The organism is Pseudomonas sp. LB1P83 (assembly GCF_054897885.1).
In genome coordinates, this window is record NZ_CM142709.1 from 951108 (window position 1) to 975182 (window position 24075).

General features: G+C 58.9%; 21 protein-coding genes and 1 pseudogene. 10 read left to right on the plus strand and 12 right to left on the minus strand.

What is annotated here, in order from left to right:
• Positions 1-53: 53 nt before the first annotated feature.
• The 3 genes from ACYZTY_RS04185 to ACYZTY_RS04195 all read right to left on the minus strand — a co-directional run bounded on the left by ACYZTY_RS04185 (position 54) and on the right by ACYZTY_RS04195 (position 4826).
• Positions 54-863 (minus strand): putative RNA methyltransferase, encoded by an 810-nt coding sequence (locus tag ACYZTY_RS04185; protein WP_461957423.1) that lies wholly within the window; start codon positions 861-863, stop codon positions 54-56.
• Positions 863-2014 carry a succinyl-diaminopimelate desuccinylase gene (dapE, locus tag ACYZTY_RS04190; protein WP_461957424.1) on the minus strand — a complete coding sequence of 384 codons (1152 nt, stop codon included), beginning with the start codon at positions 2012-2014 and terminating at the stop codon, positions 863-865. Before dapE ends, ACYZTY_RS04185 begins: the two co-directional genes overlap by 1 nt.
• Before the next feature lie 220 nt (positions 2015-2234).
• Positions 2235-4826, minus strand: a complete 2592-nt coding sequence (locus ACYZTY_RS04195) for a glycosyltransferase (protein ID WP_461957425.1) — start codon at positions 4824-4826, stop codon at positions 2235-2237.
• A gap of 217 nt (positions 4827-5043) precedes the next feature.
• Between ACYZTY_RS04195 and tcdA the strand changes: the two genes are divergently transcribed.
• Complete coding sequence (gene tcdA / locus ACYZTY_RS04200; protein WP_461957426.1) at positions 5044-5853, plus strand: tRNA cyclic N6-threonylcarbamoyladenosine(37) synthase TcdA; 810 nt, start codon at positions 5044-5046, stop codon at positions 5851-5853.
• Positions 5854-5951: 98 nt separating this feature from the next.
• On the opposite strand, the gene ACYZTY_RS04205 is transcribed toward tcdA, so the two are convergent.
• The 4 genes from ACYZTY_RS04205 to ACYZTY_RS04220 all read right to left on the minus strand — a co-directional run bounded on the left by ACYZTY_RS04205 (position 5952) and on the right by ACYZTY_RS04220 (position 9093).
• Complete coding sequence (locus ACYZTY_RS04205) at positions 5952-6362, minus strand: SufE family protein (protein ID WP_461957427.1); 411 nt, start codon at positions 6360-6362, stop codon at positions 5952-5954.
• On the minus strand, positions 6359-7564 hold the full coding sequence (locus ACYZTY_RS04210) for an aminotransferase class V-fold PLP-dependent enzyme (RefSeq protein ID WP_461957428.1): 1206 nt from the start codon (positions 7562-7564) through the stop codon (positions 6359-6361). The genes ACYZTY_RS04205 and ACYZTY_RS04210 overlap by 4 nt, the downstream gene beginning before the upstream one ends.
• Before the next feature lie 152 nt (positions 7565-7716).
• Positions 7717-8751, minus strand: coding sequence for a 2,3,4,5-tetrahydropyridine-2,6-dicarboxylate N-succinyltransferase (gene dapD / locus ACYZTY_RS04215; RefSeq protein ID WP_461957429.1), 1035 nt, complete (start codon positions 8749-8751; stop codon positions 7717-7719).
• A 33-nt stretch (positions 8752-8784) separates the two neighbouring features.
• Positions 8785-9093, minus strand: coding sequence for an arsenate reductase (locus ACYZTY_RS04220; protein ID WP_229801834.1), 309 nt, complete (start codon positions 9091-9093; stop codon positions 8785-8787).
• Positions 9094-9295: 202 nt separating this feature from the next.
• On the opposite strand from ACYZTY_RS04220, the pseudogene ACYZTY_RS04225 reads away from it, so the two are divergent.
• Positions 9296-9512, plus strand: a pseudogene (locus ACYZTY_RS04225) (hypothetical protein); the annotation flags it as partial.
• Positions 9513-9574: 62 nt separating this feature from the next.
• Here the strand turns inward: ACYZTY_RS04225 and ACYZTY_RS04230 are convergent.
• The 5 genes from ACYZTY_RS04230 to map form a co-directional block, all read right to left on the minus strand.
• Positions 9575-10309: a M12 family metallopeptidase gene (locus ACYZTY_RS04230; protein ID WP_461957430.1), complete on the minus strand. Its 735-nt coding sequence runs from the start codon at positions 10307-10309 to the stop codon at positions 9575-9577.
• A 62-nt stretch (positions 10310-10371) separates the two neighbouring features.
• On the minus strand, positions 10372-11019 hold the full coding sequence (locus ACYZTY_RS04235; RefSeq protein WP_461957431.1) for a zinc metalloprotease: 648 nt from the start codon (positions 11017-11019) through the stop codon (positions 10372-10374).
• A 373-nt stretch (positions 11020-11392) separates the two neighbouring features.
• Positions 11393-12592: a succinyldiaminopimelate transaminase gene (dapC, locus tag ACYZTY_RS04240; protein WP_461957432.1), complete on the minus strand. Its 1200-nt coding sequence runs from the start codon at positions 12590-12592 to the stop codon at positions 11393-11395.
• Between the two features lie 56 nt (positions 12593-12648).
• Positions 12649-15351: a [protein-PII] uridylyltransferase gene (locus ACYZTY_RS04245; protein WP_461957433.1), complete on the minus strand. Its 2703-nt coding sequence runs from the start codon at positions 15349-15351 to the stop codon at positions 12649-12651.
• A gap of 50 nt (positions 15352-15401) precedes the next feature.
• On the minus strand, positions 15402-16184 hold the full coding sequence (map, locus tag ACYZTY_RS04250; protein ID WP_461957434.1) for a type I methionyl aminopeptidase: 783 nt from the start codon (positions 16182-16184) through the stop codon (positions 15402-15404).
• A gap of 373 nt (positions 16185-16557) precedes the next feature.
• Between map and rpsB the strand changes: the two genes are divergently transcribed.
• The 8 genes from rpsB to rseP all read left to right on the plus strand — a co-directional run bounded on the left by rpsB (position 16558) and on the right by rseP (position 24025).
• Positions 16558-17295, plus strand: coding sequence for a 30S ribosomal protein S2 (gene rpsB, locus ACYZTY_RS04255; RefSeq protein WP_007907989.1), 738 nt, complete (start codon positions 16558-16560; stop codon positions 17293-17295).
• A gap of 191 nt (positions 17296-17486) precedes the next feature.
• The gene (gene tsf, locus ACYZTY_RS04260; protein ID WP_461957435.1) at positions 17487-18350 is read left to right on the plus strand and encodes a translation elongation factor Ts; all 864 of its coding nucleotides are present in this window, start codon (positions 17487-17489) and stop codon (positions 18348-18350) included.
• A gap of 209 nt (positions 18351-18559) precedes the next feature.
• Positions 18560-19303 carry a UMP kinase gene (pyrH, locus tag ACYZTY_RS04265; protein WP_003172271.1) on the plus strand — a complete coding sequence of 248 codons (744 nt, stop codon included), beginning with the start codon at positions 18560-18562 and terminating at the stop codon, positions 19301-19303.
• Positions 19300-19857 carry a ribosome recycling factor gene (frr, locus tag ACYZTY_RS04270; RefSeq protein ID WP_131059158.1) on the plus strand — a complete coding sequence of 186 codons (558 nt, stop codon included), beginning with the start codon at positions 19300-19302 and terminating at the stop codon, positions 19855-19857. The genes pyrH and frr overlap by 4 nt, the downstream gene beginning before the upstream one ends.
• A gap of 13 nt (positions 19858-19870) precedes the next feature.
• Positions 19871-20626, plus strand: a complete 756-nt coding sequence (uppS, locus tag ACYZTY_RS04275) for a polyprenyl diphosphate synthase (protein ID WP_461957436.1) — start codon at positions 19871-19873, stop codon at positions 20624-20626.
• Positions 20626-21432, plus strand: coding sequence for a phosphatidate cytidylyltransferase (locus ACYZTY_RS04280; protein WP_461957437.1), 807 nt, complete (start codon positions 20626-20628; stop codon positions 21430-21432). Before uppS ends, ACYZTY_RS04280 begins: the two co-directional genes overlap by 1 nt.
• Positions 21429-22619 carry a 1-deoxy-D-xylulose-5-phosphate reductoisomerase gene (ispC, locus tag ACYZTY_RS04285; protein ID WP_461957438.1) on the plus strand — a complete coding sequence of 397 codons (1191 nt, stop codon included), beginning with the start codon at positions 21429-21431 and terminating at the stop codon, positions 22617-22619. Before ACYZTY_RS04280 ends, ispC begins: the two co-directional genes overlap by 4 nt.
• A gap of 53 nt (positions 22620-22672) precedes the next feature.
• Complete coding sequence (gene rseP, locus ACYZTY_RS04290; protein WP_461957439.1) at positions 22673-24025, plus strand: sigma E protease regulator RseP; 1353 nt, start codon at positions 22673-22675, stop codon at positions 24023-24025.
• Positions 24026-24075 lie beyond the last annotated feature (50 nt).

The window sequence follows — 24075 nt, forward strand, 5'->3', positions numbered from 1 at the left end:
AAAAATCCATTCGCGGATTTAGCCGGCCTCGAGCCATTGCTCGAAACCAAAAATTATTGAAGTACGAAATAATCGTAGCGCATCGATACGGTGACCTCGAACGGCTCGGCCTGTTCGATCACTGCTGTCCGACGTTCAGCACTGGCGCGCCAGCCGTGAGGGGTCATCGCCAGCAGGTTCGCCCGGTCCTGACCCTTTGAAAGCGTCAGTTTGAACTCCAGGGTTTCGCTGTGTTGCAGCGCCATGCCTTCCGGCACCAAGGCCAGATGCTTATCGTCGGTGTATTCACGGACTTCGTCGTACAGCCGTTCGCGCAATTCCATCAGATGGCCGCTGGTCGGCCCGACTTTCATCAAACCGCCGCCGGGGCTGAGCAAGCGCTTGGCTTCTTCCCAATCCAGCGGGCTGAAGACACTGGCGAGAAACTGGCAGCTCCCCGAGGCCAACGGCACCCGCGCCATGCTGGCGATCAACCAGGTCAGCTGCGGGTTGCGTTTGCAGGCGCGTTTGACCGCTTCCCGGGAGATGTCCAGCGCGTAACCGTCAGCATTCGGCAAGGCCTCGGCGATTTGCGCGGTGTAGTAACCCTCGCCACAACCGATGTCCAGCCAACGCTGGGGCGCGTATTGCGCCGCCAGTTCAGCCAGGCGCTTGGCCACCGGCGCGTAATGGCCGGCGTTCAAGAAGTCGCGACGGGCTTCGACCATGGCCAGGTTATCCCCAGGGTCGCGGCTGTTCTTGTGCTGCACCGGCAGCAGGTTCAGGTAACCCTGCCGCGCACGGTCGAAACGATGCCCGGCGGGGCAGGCCACGCCGTTGTCCACCGCGTTCAGCGGTTCGCTGCAGATCGGGCAGGCGAGCATCAGGCGAGCAACTTGATCAGGGTCTGGTAGTAGATTTCGGTCAGCACGTCGAGGTCGGCAGCGAGTACACGCTCGTTGACCTGGTGGATCGTCGCGTTGACCGGGCCCAGTTCAACCACTTGCGTGCCCATGGTCGCAATGAAGCGCCCGTCGGAAGTACCACCGCTGGTGGACGCCTTGGTTTCGCGGCCGGTAATGTCCTTGATGCTCGACGCGACGGCATCCAGCAGTGCACCCGGCTCGGTCAGGAACGGCAGACCGGACAGCGCCCAGTCGATGTGCCAGTCCAGGCCATGTTTGTCGAGGATGTCGGCGACGCGCTTTTGCAGGCCTTCAACGGTGGACTCGGTGGAGAAGCGAAAGTTGAACACCGCCACCAGGTCGCCCGGAATGACGTTGGTCGCGCCGGTACCGGAATTGACGTTGGAAATCTGGAAACTGGTCGGCGGGAAGAAATCGTTACCGTGGTCCCAATGCTCGGCGGCCAGTTCGGTCAGGGCTGGGGCGGCGAGGTGGATCGGGTTTTTGGCGAGGTGCGGATACGCCACGTGACCCTGCACACCGCGTACGGTCAGCTTGGCACCGAGGGAACCGCGACGGCCGTTCTTGACCACGTCACCGACCAGGGTGGTGCTCGACGGTTCGCCGACGATGCACCAGTCCAGACGCTCCTTGCGCGCCGCGAGGCGTTCGACCACTGCCTTGGTGCCGTGGTGCGCCGGGCCTTCTTCGTCACTGGTGATCAGGAACGCGACCTTGCCCTTGTGATCCGGGTGGTCGGCGACGAAGCGCTCGGCCGCCACAGTCATCGAGGCGAGGCTGCCTTTCATGTCCGCCGCGCCGCGGCCGCAGAGCATGCCGTGTTCGTCGATCAGCGCGTTGAACGGGTCGATCTGCCAGGCGGACACCGGGCCGGTCGGCACCACGTCGGTGTGACCGGCGAAGCACAGCACCGGGCCGTCTTGTTTGCCGTGGGTCGCCCAGAAGTTATCCACATCTTCGATGCGCATCGGTTCCAGGGTGAAACCGGCATCGCCCAGGCGCTGCATCATCTGCTTCTGGCAATCGGCGTCGACCGGCGTCACGGACGGACGGCGGATCAGGTCGATGGCGAGTTGAAGGGTCGGCGAAAGGTCGGCGTGGGCCGTCATGGAAAACTCCGGAAATCTTGAATATGGGCGCGGACTAAATGTGGGAGCCAGCCTGCTGGCGATGGCGGTGTGTCAGTCAACATAAACGTTGATTGTTACATTGCCATCGCCAGCAGGCTGGCTCCCACAGGGATGGATATCACGCCAAGCCCTGCAAAATGGCGGTTATCTTAAAGCAAAACGGCGGCCATTGGCCGCCGTTTAGTGCATCTGCGCAGATTTAGACTGCCGGTGCCGTTTCGGCCTCAGGTGCCGGTTTCGGCAGCGAAGACAGGAACGCCATGATCAGCGCCGCCAGGTACGGCAGCGACTGCACCAGCAACATGGCCACCCAGAAGCGCATGTCGTTGCTCGGCATGCCGTTCACCAGGTAAATCCCCAGCGCCGCGCCCCACAACAGCAACATGATGAACACTTCTTCGCGCGCTTCCGAAATCGCCACCCAGAAGCCGTGGTTATCGGCGTTCTTGGGTGTGCGGAAAAACGGAATGCTGCTGGTGAAGAAGCCGTACAGCACCGCTTTGGCGATGGTATGCGACAACGCCAGCCCGGCCAGTGCCGCGCAGAACGCATCCTTGAGGTTGACCCCGACCGCACGACGGTAGAGGAAGATAATCTTGCCAACCTTGAACACGAACAGCGCCAGTGGCGGGATCGCGAAAATCAGCAACGGCGGATCGACCCGCTGCGGCACGATGATCATCGCCGCCGACCACAACAGCGCGCCAACGGTGAAGAAGATGTTCATGCCGTCCGCCACCCACGGCAACCAGCCCGCGAGGAAGTGGTAGCGCTGGCCACGGGTCAGCTCGGTGCCCTTGCCGCGCAACAGGCTGTTGGTGTGACGCTTGATGATCTGAATCGCACCATAGGCCCAGCGGAAACGCTGTTTCTTGAAGTCGATAAAGGTATCAGGCATCAGGCCTTTGCCGTAGCTGGTGTGGTAATACGCCGCCGATAGACCTTTTTCGAACACGCGCAGGCCCAACTCGGCGTCTTCACAGATGCACCAGTCGGCCCAGCCGAGTTCCTCGAGCACCGAACGCCGGGTCATGGTCATGGTGCCGTGCTGGATGATCGCGTCACGGTCGTTGCGGGTGACCATGCCGATGTGGAAGAAGCCTTTGTATTCCGCATAGCAGAGCTTCTTGAAGGTGCTTTCGTTCTGATCGCGATAATCCTGTGGCGACTGCACCACAGCGATTTTCGGGTCGGCGAAGTGCGGCACCATGTGCTTGAGCCAGTTCGGGTCGACGCAGTAATCGGAGTCGATCACCGCAATCACTTCGGCATCCTTGGCGGTGTGCGGAATCAGGTAATTCAGCGCGCCGCCCTTGAAGCCGGCCAACGGTGCGACGTGGAAGAACTTGAAGCGCGGGCCGAGGGTTTCGCAGTAATCGCGCACCGGTTCCCAGACCGCCGGGTCCTTGGTGTTGTTGTCGATGATCAGGACTTCGAAGTCCGGATAGTCGAGGTTGGCCAAGGCGTTGAGGGTCTGTTTGACCATCTCCGGCGGCTCGTTGTAGCAAGGGACGTGGATCGACACTTTTGGTCGGTAGTCCGAATCGCCCACCACCGGCAGGAATTCACGCCGACGCTTGTGGGTCCAGACCGCTTCGGCCAGTTCATGCGCCTCGGTCAGCAGCACAATGAAGACCCCGAGTGCGCCGAGGGCGAGGAGGAACCCGACCGTCAGGCTGAACCAGGTGCTGTATTGCAGGCTGTAGTCGTAACCGATCCACACCAGTACCGACCCACAAAGGAAGGCGATGAAGGTCAGGAAGGTACGGCCCCGTTGACGCAAGGCCGAGCCATCGATCATCAACAGGGTCAGGGACAGCAGGGCCAAGACCACCGAGCCGACCGCCAGCACGCGCCATTGCGGGATCGCAACGACCGGTCCGTCGAAGTTGAATTTCTGCTGGCGCGCGGCGTTGAAAACACCCCAGTAAGCGCCCACCGAACCTTCGTCGCTGGCCTTCCACGGTTGGTCAAACGCTTCGATCACGAAGTAGTTGAAACCCTGGCGGTTGAGCTTGTTGACCAGCGTGCGCAGGTAAATCGCCTGATCCGCCGGCGATGCGTCGGCGCCACCGCGCATGCGGCCGTTGCTCGGCCAGCCGACTTCCGACAGCAACAGCGGCTTTTTCGGGAACATTTTTTTCAGATCACGGGCACGGTCGAGTACAAACTGCCCGGATTGCTCCATCGGCACATGTTCCCAATACGGCAGGACGTGGGCGGCGATCAGGTCGACGTGCTTGGCCAGGCTCGGGTTCTCTTCCCAGACGTGCCATTGCTCGGACGTGGTCACCGGCACTTTCACCGCGGCGCGAACGCGATCCAGAATAATGCTGAGTTCCGCGGCGGTAATTTCCTTACGGAAGATCGCCTCGTTGCCTACCACCACGCGAACCACACTACGGGAGGTGTTGGCGAGTTCGATGGCGCGCAGGATCTCACGCTCGTTGCGCACCTCGTCCGGGCTGATCCAGATACCGAGGGTGACCCGCAAGCCGAATTCTTCCGCCAGTTTGGGGATGTCCCCAAGGGAACCGTCGACTGAGTAAGTACGGATGTTGTCCGTGAGCTTGCTCATGATCTCCAGATCGCGACGCATCTCATCGTCGGTCGGGTACTGCTCTTTTTGTGGGTACTGGCCTTGTTGAAACGGCGAATACGAAAAGCCGGAGATCTGTTCAGGCCAGTTGGGAGCGGTGACCGGGCGATTGATCAACGCCCAGAAGCCGGTAAACAAGGCTGCGATGGCGAGCACCACGACCAGGTTGAGTCCAAATTTACGCGATGACATAGCTATTTCAGGTTCCAAAGGCTGTGGAACGAAGGACCGGTCGGCGTGTGCCAAGGGGCGCGCATCCTACACCGGGCATTCCCTGAGCGTATAGCTGACAGGGAAATGCCTTACGTTTGGCAATCCCGTTTCGTATAAGTTCTTACACTTGTCGCGGTAACTTAGATCTTGTTGGCCGGTAGCCCTATAATGCGCGCCGGTTTTTAGGGTAATGGTCATGAGTACAGAAGATCCGCGGTTTGCAGGCATCGCCCGTTTGTATGGCATCGACGGCCTTGAGCGGCTGCGCGCGGCCCATGTGGCCATCGTCGGCGTCGGTGGCGTCGGTTCCTGGGCGGCGGAAGCCATCGCCCGGTGTGGCGTGGGCGAAATTTCCCTGTTCGACCTCGATGACGTCTGCGTCAGCAACGCCAACCGTCAGTTGCACGCGCTGGACAGCACCGTAGGCAAACCCAAGGTCGAGGTCATGGCCGAGCGTTTACGCGGGATCAACCCGGACTGCACCGTGCACGCGGTGGCGGATTTCGTGACGCGCGAGACCATGGCCGAGTACATCACGCCGAACATCGACTGCGTGATCGATTGCATCGACAGCGTGAATGCTAAGGCGGCGCTGATTGCCTGGTGCAAACGTCGCAAGATCCAGATCATCACCACCGGCGGGGCGGGCGGGCAGATCGACCCGACGCTGATTCAGGTCTGCGACCTGAACCGGACCTTCAATGACCCGTTGGCCTCGAAAGTGCGCTCGACCCTGCGCCGGGATTACAACTTCTCACGCACTGTGACCCGTCATTACAGCGTGCCGTGCGTGTTTTCGACCGAACAACTGCGCTATCCGAAGCCGGATGGCAGCATTTGTTTGCAGAAAAGTTTTGTCGGCGATGGCGTGAAGCTCGATTGCGCCGGCGGGTTTGGCGCGGTGATGATGGTGACGGCGACGTTCGGCATGGTCGCGGCGACCAAGGCTGTGGATAAGATTGTGGCGGGCGTTCGGCGCCCGGCGGATCGGGTTAAACCTGCCTGACCTTCGCACAAATCCTGTAGGAGCGAGGCTTGCCCGCGAAGGCGTCTTACCTGACACACCGCTTTCGCGGGCAAGTCGGATCGCCGCACCGCTCGCTCCTACAGGGGCGTAGACAACTCCCGCATCCGCTGTAGCACGGCATTAAGGCCATTACTGCGCGAAGGTGACAGTTGCCGCGACAAGCCAAGCTGATCAAACCATTGCGGCAAATCCACCTGCCGCAACTCATCCGCCGACAACCCGTTAACCCGCGCCAGCAGCAACGCCACCAACCCTCGAATCATTCGCGCATCGCTGCTGGCCGCAAACTGCCAGTGACCGTCATCCAGCGAAGCCACCAGCCACATCTGGCTTTCACAGCCATGCACACGGTTGGCCTCCACCTTATCCACATCACTCAACGCAGGCAGGCGGTCGCCCCATTGCATCAACAGCCGCGCCCGCTGTTCCCAGCCTGCAGCATTTTGAAAGGTTTCGAGTGCAACAACGGCATCGGCCGGCAAGCTCATCGCAACAGCTCCAGAGCCTGATCCAGCGCTTCAAAGAACCGCTCCAGGTCTTCGGAATTGTTGTACAGCGCCAACGACACCCGGATCGCCCCGGCCAGTTCGAAGCTTTTGAGCAGCGGCATGGCGCAGTGATGTCCGGCGCGCACCGCGATGCCCTGTTCCGTCAGCAGATGCGCCAGATCCGAGTTATGCACACCCTCGACGACAAAACTGGCCAGCGCCAGTTGCGGCTTGCCCAACAGTCGAATGCCATTGCGCGCTTCAAGACCCTTCAACAAATAGTCATGCAGCGCCGTTTCATGGGCAGACACAGCGTCCTGATCCAGCCCCGCGAGATAATCCAGCGTAGCCCCCAAGCCGATCACACCGGCAATCGGCGGTGTGCCCGCCTCAAACCCCAGTGGAGCGGGGCGAAAGCGTGCGCTGTGGTAATCCGCATCCAGCACCATCTCGCCGCCGAACTGCCAATGGCGCAGTTGTTTCAGCGCTTCATGGCGACCGAACAGAACGCCCAAGCCGTCGGGGCCATAGAGCTTGTGGCTGGAGAACACATAAAAGTCGCAACCCAGCGCCTGCACGTCATGCCGGCCATGAACCACGCCTTGCGCGCCATCGACCACGGTCAACGCGTCGTGCGCCTTGGCCATCGCCAGCAAGGCGGACAAGGGCTGCCAGGCGCCGAGTACGTTGGACAGCTGACTGACCGCCAGCAAGCGGGTGTTCGGGCCGATCAATTGTGCGGCGGAGTCAAGGTCGATCAAGCCGTCAGCGTCCAGGGGCAGGATTACCAGTTTCAAGTCGCGACGCAGGGCCAGCTGTTGCCATGGCAGCAGGTTGGCGTGATGCTCCAGGGCGCTGATGACAATCTCATCGCCCGGGTTGAATAAGTGTTCCAGGCCATACGCCAGGAGGTTCAGCGCGGAAGTCGCGCCGTGGGTAAAGATGATCTGCCCGCACTCGCCAGCATTCAGCCATTGGGCGACTTTGCTGCGGCTGGCCTCGAAGGCCTGGGTGGCATGGGCGCCGGGCAAGTGTTGCGCCCGATGCACGTTGGCCGCGCCATTGGCGTAGTAATGCGCCAGGGCATCCAGCAGGGCTTGAGGTTTTTGCGTGGTGGCGGCGTTGTCCAGATACGTCTGGTCTTGCCGTTGTAATGCGGCGATGGCCGGAAAATCGGCGCGCCAGGGAGAGGGAATCATCATGCTATCGGGCCCTGGTAAACATGGGCGAATGTACGCCTGACCTTCATGTCCCTGTAGGAGCGAAGCTTGCTCGCGAAGGGGCCCTCGAGGCCGCCAAAAGCTTCGCGGGCAAGCCTCGCTCCTACAGGTCAGAGGATCGTTTAACGCGCTGCTTAGTTGTGAGCGTGCAGCGCTTCGTTCAGTTCGATCGCCGATTTGTGGGTTTTGCATTCCACGGCGCCGGTTTCCGAATTGCGGCGGAACAGCAGGTCAGGCTGACCGGCCAGTTCACGGGCCTTCACGACTTTGACCAGCTGATTTTTTTCATCCAGCAGCGCCACTTTGGTACCCGCGGTCACGTACAGGCCCGACTCAACGGTGTTGCGGTCGCCCAACGGAATACCGATACCGGCGTTCGCGCCGATCAGGCAGCCTTCGCCGACCTTGATCACGATGTTGCCGCCACCCGACAGGGTGCCCATGGTCGAGCAACCGCCGCCCAGGTCCGAGCCCTTGCCGACGAACACGCCAGCCGACACACGACCTTCGATCATGCCCGGGCCTTCGGTGCCGGCGTTGAAGTTGACGAAACCTTCGTGCATGACGGTGGTGCCTTCGCCGACGTAAGCGCCCAGACGAATACGCGCCGCGTCAGCGATACGCACGCCGGCCGGAACCACGTAGTCGGTCATTTTCGGGAACTTGTCTACCGAGAACACTTCCAGCAGCTCGCCGCGCAGACGGGCCTCCAGTTGATGTTCGGCCAGTTCGGCCAGGTCGATTGCGCCCTGGCTGGTCCAGGCCACGTTCGGTAGCAACGGGAACACGCCCGCCAGGTTCAGGCCGTGCGGCTTGACCAGGCGATGGGACAGCAGATGCAGCTTGAGGTAAGCCTCAGGCGTGGAGGTCAGTTGCGCGTCTTCAGCCAGAATGGTGGCAACCAGCGGCTTGTGGCTCTCGGCCAGACGGGTCAGCAAGGCAGCCTGTGTAGCGTCGACGCCTTTCAGCGCTTCAGCCAGTTGCGAAGCCTGAGCGGTGCTGAACGCGATGGCCTGATTGCCTTCGGTGTAGCCCAGAACCGGCGCGATGGCCGCGACCAGTTCGGCCGACGGGTTGAGCAGTGGCTGTGCGTAAAACACTTCCAGCCATGCGCCTTGACGGTTTTGAGTGCCGACACCAAAGGCCAGGCTGAACAGAGTAGTGGACATGTTGATACCTCTAACAAAATGGAACGGGCTGCCTTACTTGAGAGCTGCCGCGTAGATATCTGGCTTGAAGCCAATCAGGGTTCGGTCACCGAGATCAAGCACCGGGCGCTTGATCATCGAGGGTTGTGCGAGCATCAGTTCGATGGCTTTTGCTTGGTCGAGATCGGCTTTGCGTTCGTCATCGAGTTTGCGAAAGGTCGTGCCTGCACGGTTCAACACCACTTGCCAGCCGTGCTCGTCGCACCATTGGGTCAGGTGTTCACGGTCGATTCCGGCCGTCTTGTAATCATGGAAGTCATAGCTGACAGCGTGTTCATCGAGCCAGGTGCGCGCCTTTTTCATGGTGTCGCAGGCTTTGATGCCGAAAAGGTGCAACGTTTTGCTTGAAACGGTCAAGGAATTGCCCCTTTGCAGGTGCTGGAAATTAAAGGTGACGGATTATGCCATGACCGGACGGTTTCGCGTCGGCTGCGGTTGTCATGCCAGCGCAAAACCTGTGGGAGCGGGCTTGCTCGCGAAAGCGGTACATCAGGCGACATCTCGAGTGAATGTCTGTCCTTTTTCGCGAGCAGGCTCGCTCCCACAAGGATTTGGCGTTTCAAGTCTGATCGGGCAGGTAATCCTGCTGCCGTTGCCGTTGCCGTTGCCGCTGGTGCAAATCGGCGCGGGCACCTTGTTGGCCTGGCCGACTCTCGCATTGCATGTGACGCTGAATCGGTATCTTCCACTTCCTGTTCTTGCCCTCGCTGCTGTTCACCGAGGTCGGCGCTGTTGTCGCGGTACGGAAAAAATCCGGACGAACAACGTCGTAAGTGGGCTGAAGTCAGGCGCTGGTCTTTGGATAAAACTCTTTAATGGACTTTATGTCTTGTTCACTCAACTCCGAATAGGTGCCGACTTCCCAAACGCCATCGGTAAATTCCTTCGGGATGGGGTAATGCATAATCGAGGTTTTATCGTAGGGGGCGTTTCGCAAGCTGTCCGCGACTTTTGGTGTGAATATCTGCTCATCAACCGTCTCTTTGTCCCAACCGTATTGCGAAGCATAGGTTTTATAGACTTTTGGTTTGTTCCACGGAATATTCGCTCGAGGGTGTTGGTGTTCATGTTCCAGGCCCAATGCGTGGCCAAACTCATGCAAAACAGTCACCTTGAAATCTGGGTCAGCAGGTTTGAGGCCGATCCACATTGTCGGTTCGCCAGCTTCAACAGTCAGCGCATCAGTCCCGATGCAGGAGCCATTCAGCTGCGTGTTTGTCGAAATTCTGATGTCCGCATTGGCATCCTTGGATAAGCCGAAAATCAGGCTGACGTGCGGGTCCCATTGCCAAATAAGCTGTTCGATTGCGTCTTGTAATGATTCGGGTGGGTTGTCGACGAAGGAGATGGTTAACCAGCGATGCCTTGGCCAAAATTTTGTGTGTTTGGCAATAGCACTGATGCTTGCGCCACCGGGTGCAGGTTGGGGTGCGTTATCTGGATTTGCATTGATTGCTGCCTCGTACGATGCGTGTTCGTTTTCAGGCTTGAACGCTATACAGGATGATAATTTGCACATCTAAAAACTTCCTTGTTTAAGGTGGGTAAGTATTTTTAATGTAGGGCGAAAACGTGCCTGCCTCATTCGCTTTCCTGATAGGAATACGCTTTTGACATGAAAGCCTTGTCTTTTTCGCTGAGATCAAGAATGGGATAGACCGCGAAGTCGCCCTCGGTCCAGGATTGGTAGATGACGTAGTGCATGATCGACTTTCGGTCGTACTCTGAATAAATGCTCGTGTCGGGGGCTGCGCGATCCAGATACCATTGGTGCAGCGTTTCTCGTGTCCTTTTGGCTTGGTAGTCGTCTTTTTCAGGGTTGTCGGTTAATCCATGCTCTGCATAAAAGGCTGACGTGTTCCAGGGGATGTTGGCTGTCGGGTTGGTCTGCTCATGTTCGGCCCCCAGCATATGGCCGAATTCATGCATTACATTGGCTGCAAAATAACGTGCGTGAATCGGTGAGTGTGGCCAGAGCCTCATCGTCGGTTCATCTGTAGATAACAATGCGTCTGTGCCGACGGTAGACGAGAACGTTCCTTCCTCGCTAAGTATGCGGATGTCGCCTTCTTTACCTTCGACGAAGTCGAATTTTAAATTGATGTGCGGCAGCCAATTGCTGGCGGCAGCGATGGTCGCGGCCTTGAACTCTTCGGTGCCATTGAGGAAGGCGATGCGTAGAGTGCGGCCGGGAGTCCAGAGTTTGGAAGGGTTTTTCTTGGCCCACATTATTCTGCTACTCCTGGGAAAATCTGAGTAGGGGTGTGTCGTTTAAATGCAAAGTTGCTGGGCGCTTCTAGGTTTTCGGGCATCGTGATCGTAAAAGTTACTGTGGAGTACATGATTTAACTTCCTTGTTTATTAGTGAAGGAGCAGATTTGTCTGCGGAAGTAGAATCTAGTGTTGGTATTGGATTTGGTAAAGGGGAGAACTTGCGGGATGTGTTACTTGGTGTTGTTAGAGTTGCCGGGTATTGCACTCGGCAAGCAATATGGTTTTATAAAAACGTTGGTGTCTTATAATTGAGCAGGGTTGTTTGTATTGAAGTAGGGTGCTGATAGTACAAGTTTCCGTGCCAGATTGACTGGCACGGTTTCATGGCTTACTGCTTGCTGGTAATAAATGCGCGAATCCGCTTGGCCGCTTCAACACACTCAGCCAACGGCGCAACCAACGCCATGCGCACACGGCCTGCGCCCGGATTAAATCCGTCCACTTCACGGGACAGATAAGAACCCGGCACCACCGTCACGTGTTCTTCAACAAACAGATCACGGCAGAACGCCTCGTCGTCGCCTTCAACATTCGGCCACAAGTAAAAGCCGCCATCTGGACGTTGCACGTCCATTACCGGGCCGAGAATTTCCAGTACCGCATCATATTTCTCGCGGTACAGCGCACGGTTGGCGCGTACATGCACTTCGTCATTCCACGCGGCGACGCTGGCCAGTTGGGTCTGAACCGGCATCGCGCAGCCGTGGTAGGTGCGATAGAGCAGGAAGCCCTTGAGTATGTCGGCATCGCCGGCCACAAAACCCGAGCGCAGGCCTGGCAGGTTGGAGCGCTTGGACAGGCTGTGGAACACCACGCAACGCTTGAAATCCTTGCGGCCCAGTTCGACGCAGGCGCTAAGCAGGCCGGCCGGTGGGGTTTGTTCGTCGAAATACAGTTCGCTGTAGCACTCGTCCGCAGCAATGACGAAGTCGTATTCGTCAGCGAGGGCGATCAGTTTTTTCAGGGTGTCGACCGGAATCAGTGCACCGGTCGGGTTACCTGGCGAGCACAGGAACAGGATCTGGCAGCGTTTCCAGATGTCCGGCGAAACAGCGTCGAAATCCGGGTTGAAGCCGTTTTCGTTCAGGCATGGCAGGTAGTGCGGCTTGGCCCCGGCGAGGAACGCCGCGCCTTCGTAGATCTGATAGAACGGGTTCGGGCTGACGACCAACGCATCATCGCCACGGTTGACCACGGTCTGGGTGAAGGCAAACAGCGCTTCGCGGGTGCCGTTGACCGGCAGTATGTTGCGCGCCGGGTCGAGCCAGCCGTTCGGGACGCTGAAGCGGCGTTCGCACCATGCGGCGATGGCTTCACGCAGGGCCGGGATGCCGAGGGTGGTCGGATAAACGGCCATCTGATCCAGATTGCTAGCCAGGGCTTCGGCGACAAAGCTTGGCGAACGGTGCTTCGGCTCGCCGATGGACAGCGCGATGGCGCGCTTGTCCGGGTTTGGCGTGACGCTGCCGAGCAGGGCGCGGAGCTTCTCGAACGGGTAGGGCTGCAACTGGGACAAAGCGTTGTTCATGGGGGCCTCTTTAAATGTGGGAGGGAGCCTGCTCCCACAGGGGAAAATGTGTTAACTCAGATACTGAGTCGGGACAGTTTGATATCGGGTTCCTGGCTGACGCTCAGCTGTTCAACGATCGCATCCTGCAGGCGGGTGCACAGCAGCGGGTCGGACAGCGGCTGGTTGTGGGCGTCGGTGATAAAGAACACGTCTTCCACCCGTTCACCGAGGGTCGCAATCTTGGCGTTCTGCAGCGACAGATCGAACTCGAGGAAGATCGTGCCGATTCGCGCCAGCAACCCGGGGCGATCTGGCGCGCTGAGTTCCAGCACCGTCACCGGTCGCTGAGCGTCGTTGTGGATCGTCACCTGCGGCGCAAACGCGAAATGCTTGAGCTGGCGCGGCACACGGCGCTGGATGATGGTCGGGTAATCATCCGGGTTGCGCAGGGCTTCGGTCAGGCCGTCGCGGATCTGCTTGACCCGTGCCGGGTTATCGCCGATCGAGTCGCCGTCCGTGTCGAGCACGATGTAGGTGTCGAGGGTGAACTGACTGCTGGAGGTGATGACCCGGGCGTCGTGAATGTTCAGGTTGAGCTGGTCCATCGCGGCCACGGTCACCGCGAAGAAATCATGCTGATCCGGCGCGTAGATGAAGATCTGCGTGCCACCCTCGAATTCGCGCTGGGTGGTTTCCTTGATCAACACCAGCGGCCCGCCATCGGCCGGCTGCTGGAGGATCGCGTCACTGTGCCAGGCGACGTCGCCGGCGGTGTGACGCAGGAAATAGTCATCGCCCAATTGCGACCACAGCTGTTCGACGTCGTCCGGATCGGTACCGCCGCGCACCAGAATGTCCAGGGCTGCGCTCTGGGTCTGACGGATCTGCATTTCGCGGTCCACCGGGTTTTCCAGGCCGCGGCGCAAGGCGCGCTTGGTCTCGGTGTAGAGCTGACGCAAGAGGCTGGCCCGCCAGGAATTCCACAGGGTCGGGTTGGTGGCATTGATGTCGGCAACGGTCAGCACGTACAGATAATCGAGACGGGTTTCGTCGGCGACGGCTTGTGCGAAGTCGTGGATTACCTGCGGGTCGGACAAATCCTTGCGCTGGGCGGTGGTCGACATCACCAGGTGGTTCTGCACCAGCCAGACGATCAGGCGACTGTCCCATACCGGCAATTGGTGGCGCTGGCAAAAGGCTTCGGCATCCACCGCACCGATTTCCGAGTGATCGCCGTGCCGGCCCTTGCCGATGTCGTGGTACAGCCCGGCCAGGTAAATCAGCTCGGGTTTTGGCAGTTTGCCCATGAGCTTGCTGGCCAGCGGGAATTTTTCCGACACCTGGGTGTACTGCAACTTACGCAGGTGCTTGATCAGATTCAGGGTGTGGGCGTCGACCGTATAGATGTGAAACAGGTCGTGCTGCATCTGCCCGACAATGAAGCCGAATTCCGGCAGATAACGCCCGAGGATCCCGTAGCGGTTCATCCGGCGCAGGTTGCGATGGATGCCGATCTTGCACTTGAACAGTTCGATGAACAGGCTGGTGTTGCGAATGTCATTGCGGAAATCGTCGTCGATCAGGTGACGATGCTCACGCAGCAGACGAATGGTATCGGCACGCACGCCTTTGATTTCCGGCTGCTGGGCCATCAGCACGAAGATCTCGAGCATGGCGAACGGCGTACGACGGAACACGTTGTCGTTGCGCGCCTCGATGTAGCCATCGTGCAACTGGAACCGCGAATTGATCGGCTGCGGCGGCGCTTCGTCTTCCGGGGCGAGGATGACTTCCTCGAAGTGCTGGATGATCAGGTCGCTGAGCTGGGCAATGCTCATGACCACCCGGTAATACTGCTGCATGAAGTTTTCGATGGTGTGCTTGGCGTCATCGCCCTCGAAACCCAGCAGCCCGGCGATCGAGCGCTGGTGGTCGAACAGCAAGCGGTCTTCGGAGCGACCGGCAAGCATGTGCAGCGCGTACCGGACCTTCCACAAAAACTCCTGGGACGAGGCCAGCAGGGCGTTTTCGCTTTCGACCAGGAAGCCTTCGCCGGCCAGGGCCCGCAGGTTCAGGGTGCCGTATTCGCGGCGGGCCACCCACAGAATTGTCTGAATGTCCCGCAGGCCTCCGGGCGAACCTTTGACGTTGGGTTCCAGGTTGTATTCGGTGTCGTTGTATTTGTGGTGACGAGCCTTTTGCTCGGCGCGCTTGGCCAGGAAGAAGTCCTTGCTCGGCCACATATGTGCGGTGCTGGTGACGTCGAGCATGCGCTGGCGCAAGCGCTCGGGCCCGCAGATGGTGCGGCTTTCCATCAGGTTGGTAACAACCGTCAGGTCGGCGCGGGCTTCAACGGCGCACTCGTCCACCGAGCGCACGCTCTGACCGACTTCCAGGCCGATGTCCCACAGCAGCGTCAGGAAACGCTCGATGGAATCACGGAAAACTTCGTGATCGGCGCTGTCCAGCAGGATCAGCAGGTCGATGTCGGAATAAGGATGCAACTCGCCGCGACCGTAGCCGCCGACCGCGACCAGCGCGATGTCGGCGTCTTCGCTCCAGTTAAATTGCTCCCAGGCCTTTTGCAGGATGTTATCGACGAACCAGGCGCGATCCTCGATCAACCGGCGAATGTCCCGGCCGCTGCGAAAGCGCCCGTCGAGTACCTCGCGGGCCTGGCGGATCGCCTTCTTGAAGGCCGCGATCGGGCTTGCCTTCAGGGCCAGTTCAGCCTGGAACTGGCCGCGGTCGAAGAGTTCGGGATCCACCTGCGGCATCGATTGGCTTTCCTATCTATCTATAAGGCTGGGTGCTGCCTGGGTTCGGATCAGGCCGAAACGCGCGGGATGGTGTCATCGGCGCGCAAGGTAAAGATCTCGTAACCGGTCTCGGTCACCAACAGAGTGTGTTCCCACTGGGCCGACAGCTTGCGGTCCTTGGTGATCGCGGTCCAGCCGTCGCCCAATACCTTGGTGTCGGCCTTGCCCTGGTTGATCATCGGCTCGATGGTGAAGGTCATGCCCGCTTTCAGTTCCATGCCGGTGCCGGCGCGGCCGTAGTGCAGGATTTGCGGCTCTTCGTGAAACACCTTGCCGATGCCGTGACCGCAGAACTCGCGAACCACCGAGAAACCGTTCTTTTCAGCGTGTTTCTGGATGATTTCACCGATGTCGCCCAAGCGGCAGCCGGGTTTGACGATTTCGATGGCCTTGTACATGCATTCCTGGGTGATTTGCGACAAGCGCTCGGCCCAGACCGGCACGGTGCCAACGTGGAACATGCGGCTGGTGTCGCCGTGGAAACCGTCCTTGATGACGGTGACGTCGATGTTCAGGGTGTCGCCATCCTTCAGCGGCTTCTCGTTCGGGATGCCGTGGCAGACCACGTGGTTGATCGAGGTGCAGATCGACTTCGGGTAGCCTTTATAGTTGAGCGGGGCAGGGATCGCTTTTTGCTCGTTGACGATGTAGTCGTGGCAGATGCGGTCGAGTTCTTCGGTGGTGATGCCCGGCTTGACATGTTCGGCAATCATTTCCAGCACATCGGCGGCCAGTTTGCCGGCGACACGCATCTTGGCGATGTCCTCGGGGGTTTTGAGGGTGACGGTCATACAGGCTCTCTCTGCGCTCGATGGCGCTTGCTAAAACGAAATGGGCATTGCGCGATCGGTCTTCGCGGCCCTGAAAAACGCGATTCTAACAGACGATCAGCGCAAATCTGAGCCTCTGTGCATCGCTTCTCTCTATAGATTGGCGCATTCTTGGGAGATTCCAAGGGCGCGGCTGAAGTCGTGCGTCAGGAATCGAGAATCCGGGTTCCGTTTTTTGCAGCCCTGTGATATAAAATGCGCCGCTTTCCGGGGATACCCCGAAAGGCTTAAATCCACACACGTGTCGACACGATGACCTGGGTGCCTTCAGCTGATGCTGCTGGTTGGTCATTGGGATACGTGGAGGCCAAACCCGACTTATTAAGGAACTATCATGTCCCAAGTCAACATGCGCGATATGCTGAAGGCCGGTGTGCACTTCGGTCACCAGACCCGTTACTGGAACCCGAAAATGGGTAAGTACATTTTCGGCGCGCGTAACAAGATCCACATTATCAACCTTGAAAAAACCCTGCCAATGTTCAACGAAGCTCTGACTTTCGTAGAGCGTCTGGCCCAGGGCAAAAACAAGATTCTGTTCGTCGGCACCAAGCGTTCCGCTGGCAAGATCGTTGCTGAAGAAGCAGCACGTTGCGGTTCGCCGTACGTCGATCACCGCTGGTTGGGCGGCATGCTGACCAACTTCAAAACCATCCGTGCTTCCATCAAGCGTCTGCGTGACCTTGAAGTTCAAGCCGAAGACGGTACTTTCGCCAAGCTGACCAAGAAAGAAGCGCTGATGCGCACTCGCGATCTTGAGAAGCTCGATCGTTCCCTGGGTGGTATCAAGGACATGGGCGGTCTGCCAGACGCTCTGTTCGTTATCGACGTTGATCACGAGCGCATCGCGATCACCGAAGCCAACAAGCTGGGCATCCCGGTTATCGGCGTAGTCGATACCAACAGCAGCCCGGAAGGCGTTGACTACATCATCCCAGGCAACGATGACGCAATCCGCGCTATCCAGTTGTACATGGGTTCGATGGCTGACGCAGTAATCCGCGGTCGCAACCACGTTGCTGGCGGCACCGAGCAGTTCGTTGAAGAAGCTCCGGCGGCTGCAGCTGAGTAATTGACGCCTTGGCGTTGACTCAGTAAGCAAAAAGGGGGCTTGGCCCCCTTTTTGCCACCTCGAAAACCGTTTGTGAGCGGCGCAGCTACAGCCTCTGTAACGTGCAGCTGCTAACAAGTGGGTTCGGGAAGAATTGATCGCCCGTTCGATCGGGTGGAATGGTTGAAAACCTATCCAAGAGGAATTTTGAAATGGCAGAGATTACTGCAGCGTTGGTCAAAGAACTGCGCGAGCGTACTGGCGAAGGCATGATGGACTGCAAAAAGGCCTTGACCAAGGCTGGCGGCGACATCGAGAAAGCCATTGATGACATGCGTGCTTCGGGCGCCATCAAGGCTGCCAAGAAAGCAGGCAACGTAGCTGCTGAAGGCGCTATCGCTCTGAAAGAAGACGGTAAAACCGCCGTTCTGCTGGAAGTGAACTCGCAGACCGACTTCCTGGCTTTGCAGGACGACTTCAAGGCATTTGTTGCTTCCAGCGTTGAAAAAGCATTCGCTGACAAGCTGACTGATGTTGCTCCGCTGATCGCAGCTCAAGAAGCTGATCGCCTGGTTCTGGTCGGCAAGGTTGGCGAAAACGTCAATATCCGTCGCCTGGCTCGCGTTGAAGGTGATGTTGTTGGTGGTTACCTGCACGGCAACAAGATCGGTGTTGCGGTTGTTCTGAAGGGCGGCACTGTTGAGCTGGCCAAAGACATCGCTATGCACGTAGCGGCCACCAACCCTGAATTCCTGCTGCCATCGGAAGTTTCCGCTGAAGCGGTCGAGCGCGAGAAAGGCGTGTTCCTGACCCTCAACGCTGACAAGATCGCCGGCAAGCCGGAAAACATCGTTGAAAACATGGTCAAAGGCCGTATCAGCAAGTTCCTGGCTGAAGCGAGCCTGGTTGAGCAGGCGTTCGTCAAGAACCCTGAAATCAAGGTCGGCGACCTGGCCAAGAAAGCCGGTGCAGAAATCGTTTCTTTCACCTACTTCAAAGTAGGCGAAGGCATCGAGAAGCCGGTCGACAACTTCGCTGAAGAAGTTGCTGCCCAGCTGGCTGCCGCCAAGCAATAAGACGGTTTTTTAACTGTCGCCCTGAAGAGGCTGCCCGCTTACGCGCGCAGCCTCTTTTCAGATGGGGCACCAATTTTTAATTGGTTTCCCTTTGGAACTGGCTTACAAAGCCATGTTCCGATGGCGCTGAAGCAGCGCCAAGCTAGAGTGAACGCCAGCTGTAAACAGCTAGCAAAGAATTTTAAAATACGCCGCAGGAGAGATTCGCAATGGCTCAGCAGGGCAGTGGTTATCAGGCTCGCTATAAACGCATTCTACTCAAGCTTAGCGGCGAGGCCCTGATGGGCTCGGAAGAGTTCGGGATCGATCCGAAAGTTCTGGATCGCATGGCGCTTGAAGTCGGCCAGCTGGTCGGCATCGGTGTTCAGGTCGGTCTGGTGATCGGCGGTGGCAACCTGTTCCGTGGTGCAGCGCTGAGCGCAGCCGGCATGGATCGGGTGACTGGCGACCACATGGGCATGCTGGCCACTGTGATGAACGCCCTGGCCATGCGCGATGCGCTGGAACGTGCCAATATCTCGGCCATCGTGATGTCGGCCATTTCCATGGTTGGCGTGACCGATCACTACGATCGCCGCAAAGCCATGCGTCACCTGAACGCCAAGGAAGTCGTGATCTTTGCGGCCGGTACCGGCAATCCGTTCTTCACCACGGATTCTGCAGCCTGCTTGCGAGCGATCGAAATCGACGCCGATGTCGTGCTCAAGGCGACCAAGGTCGATGGCGTCTACACCGCTGACCCATTCAAAGATCCGCATGCCGAGAAGTTCGATCATCTGACCTACGATGAAGTGCTGGATCGCAAGCTGGGCGTGATGGATCTGACGGCCATTTGCCTGTGCCGCGACCACAAGATGCCGTTGCGCGTCTTTAACATGAACAAGCCCGGCGCCCTGCTGAATATCGTGCATGGCGGCGCTGAAGGGACCCTGATCGAGGAAGGCCAACAATGATCAATGAAATCAAGAAAGACGCTCAAGAGCGCATGCAGAAATCCCTGGATTCTCTGAACCATGCATTTGGCCAGATTCGCACTGGCAAGGCACACCCGAGCATTCTGGGTAGCGTGATGGTGCCGTACTACGGCGCAGATACATCCATCACCCAAGTGGCCAACATCACCGTAAAAGACTCCCGCACCCTGCAAGTAGTAGCTTTTGAACGCAATATGCTTGCCGCTGTCGACAAGGCTATCCAGAGCGCAGGTCTGAACCTCAATCCGACCAACCTGGGTGAGCTGCTGCTGATCTCCATGCCGGCGCTGACCGAAGAGACCCGCAAAGGTTTTACCAAGCAGGCACGTAGCGCTGCCGAAGACGCTCGTGTGGCGGTACGTAACATCCGTCGCGATGCTTTGGGTGATTTGAAGAAGCTGGTGAAAGACAAGGAAATCAGCGAAGACGAAGAGCGTCGTGCCGCTGCCGATATCCAGAAACTGACCGACAAGGCTGAGGCTGACATTGATGCGGCCACCAAGCAGAAAGAAGCCGACCTGATGGCCGTATAAGGGTCGCGTTTTCATGGAAAAGACTAAGCAGACTCCGCCGTCCGCGGTGCCGCGCCATGTCGCGATCATCATGGATGGTAATAATCGCTGGGCGAAAAAGCGCTTTATGCCGGGTGTCGCCGGGCATAAAGCGGGCGTGGATGCCGTTCGCGCAGTGATCGAGGTGTGCGCCGAGGCCGGGGTCGAGGTGTTGACCCTGTTCGCCTTCTCCAGCGAGAACTGGCAGCGCCCGGCCGATGAAGTCAGTGCCTTGATGGATCTGTTCTTCAAGGCGTTGCGTCGCGAGGCCAAGCGCCTCAATGACAACAACATCAGTCTGCGCATCATCGGTGATCGTTCGCGCTTTCATCCCGAGCTTCAGGCTGCCATGCGTGAAGCCGAGGCGATGACCGCCGGTGCCAACCGTTTTGTCTTGCAGATCGCCGCCAACTACGGCGGTCAGTGGGACATCGCGCAAGCTGCACAGCGTCTGGCTCGTGAGGTTCAGGCCGGGCATCTGCGTCCGGAGGACATCACGCCCGAGCTGTTGCAGACCTGTCTGGCCACCGGTGATCTGCCGTTGCCGGATTTGTGCATCCGCACCGGTGGCGAACACCGCATCAGTAACTTCCTGCTGTGGCAACTGGCTTATGCCGAGTTGTACTTCTCCGACCTGTTCTGGCCGGACTTCAAACACGACGCCATGCGTAACGCGCTGGCCGATTTCGCTTCTCGTCAGCGCCGCTTCGGTAAAACGAGCGAGCAGGTCGAGTCTGGAGCCCGGGTTTAATGCTTAAACAACGAATCATCACCGCACTGATCCTGCTGCCGATCGCCTTGTGCGGGTTTTTCCTGCTCGAAGGCGCAGGCTTTGCGCTGTTCATCGGGTTGGTCGTGACCCTCGGTGCATGGGAGTGGGCTCGTCTGGCAGGCTTCAACGCCCAGCCGATTCGCGTGGCCTATGCGGCAGTGGTCGCGCTGATGCTGTTGGTCATGCACATCCGGCCGGAGCTTGCGCCGTGGGTGTTGGGCGCTTCAGTGCTGTGGTGGGGCGCGGCGACGTACTTGGTGCTGACCTATCCGCGCTCCAGCGAGCGCTGGTCCAGCGCCGCCTGCAAGCTGGTGATCGGTTTGCTAATCCTGCTGCCGGCCTGGCAAGGTCTGGTTTATATCAAGCAGCAACCCTTGGGTAACTGGTTGATCATGGCGGTGATGGTGCTGGTCTGGGGTGCCGATATCGGCGCGTACTTTTCCGGTCGGGCCTTTGGCAAGCGCAAGCTGGCGCCGCAGGTCAGCCCTGGCAAGAGCTGGGAAGGCGTGTACGGCGGCTTGTTGCTGAGCCTGGTGATCACGGCGATCGTTGGCTTCGTGCGTGACTGGAGCTTCGGGCAGATGCTGATGGGCCTGATCGGTGCGGCAGTGATCGTATTCATCTCGGTCGTGGGTGACCTCACCGAAAGCATGTTCAAGCGTCAATCGGGCATCAAGGACAGCAGTAACCTGCTTCCGGGGCATGGCGGTGTGCTGGATCGCATCGACAGCCTGACGGCCGCGATCCCTGTCTTTGCCGTGCTGTTGTGGATGGCCGCACCGTGAGCCGCCCACAACAGATTACCGTTCTGGGGGCGACCGGTTCGATCGGTCTGAGCACCCTTGACGTGATCGCTCGCCATCCCGAGCGCTATCAGGTGTTCGCCTTGAGCGGTTTCAGCCGCCTGAGTGAGCTACTGGCCTTGTGCGTGCGTCATACGCCGCGGTTTGCCGTCGTGCCGGAAGCGGGCGCTGCCCGAACCTTGCAGGACGACTTGCGCGCCGCAGGCCTGTCGACCCGCGTGTTGGTAGGGGAGGAGGGCCTGTGCCAGGTTGCTTCCGACCCCGAAGTCGATGCGGTCATGGCGGCCATCGTTGGCGCGGCGGGCTTGCGTCCGACCCTGGCGGCGGTCGAGGCGGGCAAGAAGATCCTGCTGGCGAACAAAGAAGCGCTGGTCATGTCGGGCGCCCTGTTTATGCAGGCCGTGCACAAAAGCGGCTCGGTGCTGCTGCCGATCGACAGCGAACACAACGCGATTTTTCAGTGCATGCCACAGGATTTCGCCCGTGGGCTTGGCGCAGTCGGTGTGCGTCGGATTCTGCTGACAGCCTCTGGTGGTCCGTTCCGACAGACACCGATGGCCGAGTTGGCGCATGTTTCCCCTGAGCAAGCGTGCGCTCATCCAAACTGGTCCATGGGTCGCAAGATTTCGGTCGACTCGGCCAGCATGATGAACAAAGGGCTTGAGTTGATTGAAGCCTGCTGGCTGTTCGACGCCAAGCCGTCCCAGGTCGAAGTGGTGATTCACCCGCAGAGCGTGATTCATTCGCTGGTCGACTATATCGATGGCTCGGTGCTGGCGCAGTTAGGCAATCCGGACATGCGCACGCCGATCGCCAATGCCCTGGCCTGGCCGGAGCGCATCGAGTCGGGCGTAGCGCCGCTGGATCTGTTTGCCATCGCCCGCCTGGACTTCCAGGCGCCCGATGAGGAACGTTTCCCTTGCCTGCGCCTTGCGCGTCAGGCCGCGGAAGCGGGCAATAGCGCGCCGGCCATGCTCAATGCGGCGAATGAAGTGGCTGTCGCGGCGTTTCTCGACGGGCGGGTTCGCTACCCGGAAATCGCGAGTATCATCGAGGAAGTGTTAAACCTCGAGCCTGTCGTTGCGGTGGATGATCTCGAGGCGGTGTTCACGGCCGACGCGAAAGCGCGTGTACTGGCCGGGCAATGGTTGAGTCGTCACGGGCGGTGAGTGCTGCAATACGTTGGCCCATGCAGCACTGGATAGGATTGCGGAGAAAGTAGATGAGCGCGCTCTATATGATTGTCGGCACCCTGGTTGCATTGGGCGTGCTGGTCACCTTCCACGAATTCGGCCATTTCTGGGTCGCACGTCGCTGTGGAGTCAAAGTGCTGCGTTTCTCCGTGGGCTTCGGCATGCCACTGCTGCGTTGGCACGACAAGAAAGGCACAGAGTTCGTGGTGGCGGCCATTCCGTTGGGCGGCTACGTGAAGATGCTCGACGAGCGCGAAGGCGAAGTGCCGGCCGATCAGGTCGATCAATCCTTCAATCGCAAATCTGTCCGTCAGCGTATTGCTATCGTGGCCGCGGGACCAATCGCCAATTTTTTATTGGCAATGGTGTTTTTTTGGGTGTTGGCCATGCTCGGCAGCGAGCAGGTGCGGCCGGTCATCGGCGCGGTCGAATCCGGCAGCATCGCTGCCAAGGCCGGTCTGGGTGCCGGTCAGGAAATCATTGCCATCGATGGCGAGCCGACTTCCGGCTGGGCCGCAGTGAATCTGCAATTGGTCCGTCGTCTTGGCGAGAGCGGTTCTCTTCAATTGTTGGTGCGTGAGCAAGGCTCCACGGCAGATTCGCCGCGTGAGCTGATGCTGGATAAATGGCTCAAGGGCGCTGACGAGCCGGACCCGATTCGTTCGCTGGGTATTCGCCCCTGGCGTCCGGCGTTGCCGCCCGTGTTGGCCGAACTTGATCCGAAAGGGCCGGCCCAGGCCGCGGGACTGAAGACCGGTGATCGACTGCTGGCCCTCGATGGCAAGTCACTTGATGACTGGCAGCAGGTAGTCGACACGGTGCGTATGCATCCCGATACCAAAATCATGCTGCGCGTTGAGCGTGATGGTGCTCAAATCGACGTCCCAGTGACCTTGGCCGCTCGCGGCGAGAAAAAGGCGCCTACCGGTTATATGGGCGCCGGGGTGAAAGCGGTCGATTGGCCACCAGAGATGATTCGCGAAGTCAGTTATGGCCCGGTGGCCGCAATTGGCGAGGGTGCTCGACGCACTTGGACCATGAGCGTACTGACCCTCGATTCGCTCAAGAAAATGTTGTTCGGCGAGCTCTCGGTAAAAAACTTGAGTGGACCGATAACCATTGCTAAAGTGGCGGGCGCTTCTGCCCAGTCGGGTGTCGCTGATTTCCTGAATTTCCTTGCTTATCTGAGTATTAGCCTGGGAGTTCTGAATTTGCTGCCCATTCCTGTACTGGATGGGGGGCATTTGTTGTTTTATCTGATCGAGTGGGCGCGTGGTCGTCCCTTGTCAGATCGGGTGCAGGGTTGGGGGATACAGATCGGTATCAGTTTGGTGGTCGGGGTGATGTTGCTTGCTCTGGTCAATGATTTGGGCCGTCTGTAACACTTCGCTGAATTGCGAATCTGCCGCATTTTGCGGCAGTTTGTTTATTG

Bases quoted from the DNA above. Each gene is read 5' to 3' on its own strand.
- ACYZTY_RS04185 (WP_461957423.1), bottom strand. From the start codon at position 863: ATGCTCGCCTGCCCGATCTGCAGCGAACCGCTGAACGCGGTGGACAAC.
- dapE (WP_461957424.1), bottom strand. From the start codon at position 2,014: ATGACGGCCCACGCCGACCTTTCGCCGACCCTTCAACTCGCCATCGAC.
- ACYZTY_RS04195 (WP_461957425.1), bottom strand. From the start codon at position 4,826: ATGTCATCGCGTAAATTTGGACTCAACCTGGTCGTGGTGCTCGCCATC.
- tcdA (WP_461957426.1), top strand. From the start codon at position 5,044: ATGAGTACAGAAGATCCGCGGTTTGCAGGCATCGCCCGTTTGTATGGC.
- ACYZTY_RS04205 (WP_461957427.1), bottom strand. From the start codon at position 6,362: ATGAGCTTGCCGGCCGATGCCGTTGTTGCACTCGAAACCTTTCAAAAT.
- ACYZTY_RS04210 (WP_461957428.1), bottom strand. From the start codon at position 7,564: ATGATGATTCCCTCTCCCTGGCGCGCCGATTTTCCGGCCATCGCCGCA.
- dapD (WP_461957429.1), bottom strand. From the start codon at position 8,751: ATGTCCACTACTCTGTTCAGCCTGGCCTTTGGTGTCGGCACTCAAAAC.
- ACYZTY_RS04220 (WP_229801834.1), bottom strand. From the start codon at position 9,093: ATGAAAAAGGCGCGCACCTGGCTCGATGAACACGCTGTCAGCTATGAC.
- ACYZTY_RS04230 (WP_461957430.1), bottom strand. From the start codon at position 10,309: ATGTGCAAATTATCATCCTGTATAGCGTTCAAGCCTGAAAACGAACAC.
- ACYZTY_RS04235 (WP_461957431.1), bottom strand. From the start codon at position 11,019: ATGTGGGCCAAGAAAAACCCTTCCAAACTCTGGACTCCCGGCCGCACT.
- dapC (WP_461957432.1), bottom strand. From the start codon at position 12,592: ATGAACAACGCTTTGTCCCAGTTGCAGCCCTACCCGTTCGAGAAGCTC.
- ACYZTY_RS04245 (WP_461957433.1), bottom strand. From the start codon at position 15,351: ATGCCGCAGGTGGATCCCGAACTCTTCGACCGCGGCCAGTTCCAGGCT.
- map (WP_461957434.1), bottom strand. From the start codon at position 16,184: ATGACCGTCACCCTCAAAACCCCCGAGGACATCGCCAAGATGCGTGTC.
- rpsB (WP_007907989.1), top strand. From the start codon at position 16,558: ATGTCCCAAGTCAACATGCGCGATATGCTGAAGGCCGGTGTGCACTTC.
- tsf (WP_461957435.1), top strand. From the start codon at position 17,487: ATGGCAGAGATTACTGCAGCGTTGGTCAAAGAACTGCGCGAGCGTACT.
- pyrH (WP_003172271.1), top strand. From the start codon at position 18,560: ATGGCTCAGCAGGGCAGTGGTTATCAGGCTCGCTATAAACGCATTCTA.
- frr (WP_131059158.1), top strand. From the start codon at position 19,300: ATGATCAATGAAATCAAGAAAGACGCTCAAGAGCGCATGCAGAAATCC.
- uppS (WP_461957436.1), top strand. From the start codon at position 19,871: ATGGAAAAGACTAAGCAGACTCCGCCGTCCGCGGTGCCGCGCCATGTC.
- ACYZTY_RS04280 (WP_461957437.1), top strand. From the start codon at position 20,626: ATGCTTAAACAACGAATCATCACCGCACTGATCCTGCTGCCGATCGCC.
- rseP (WP_461957439.1), top strand. From the start codon at position 22,673: ATGAGCGCGCTCTATATGATTGTCGGCACCCTGGTTGCATTGGGCGTG.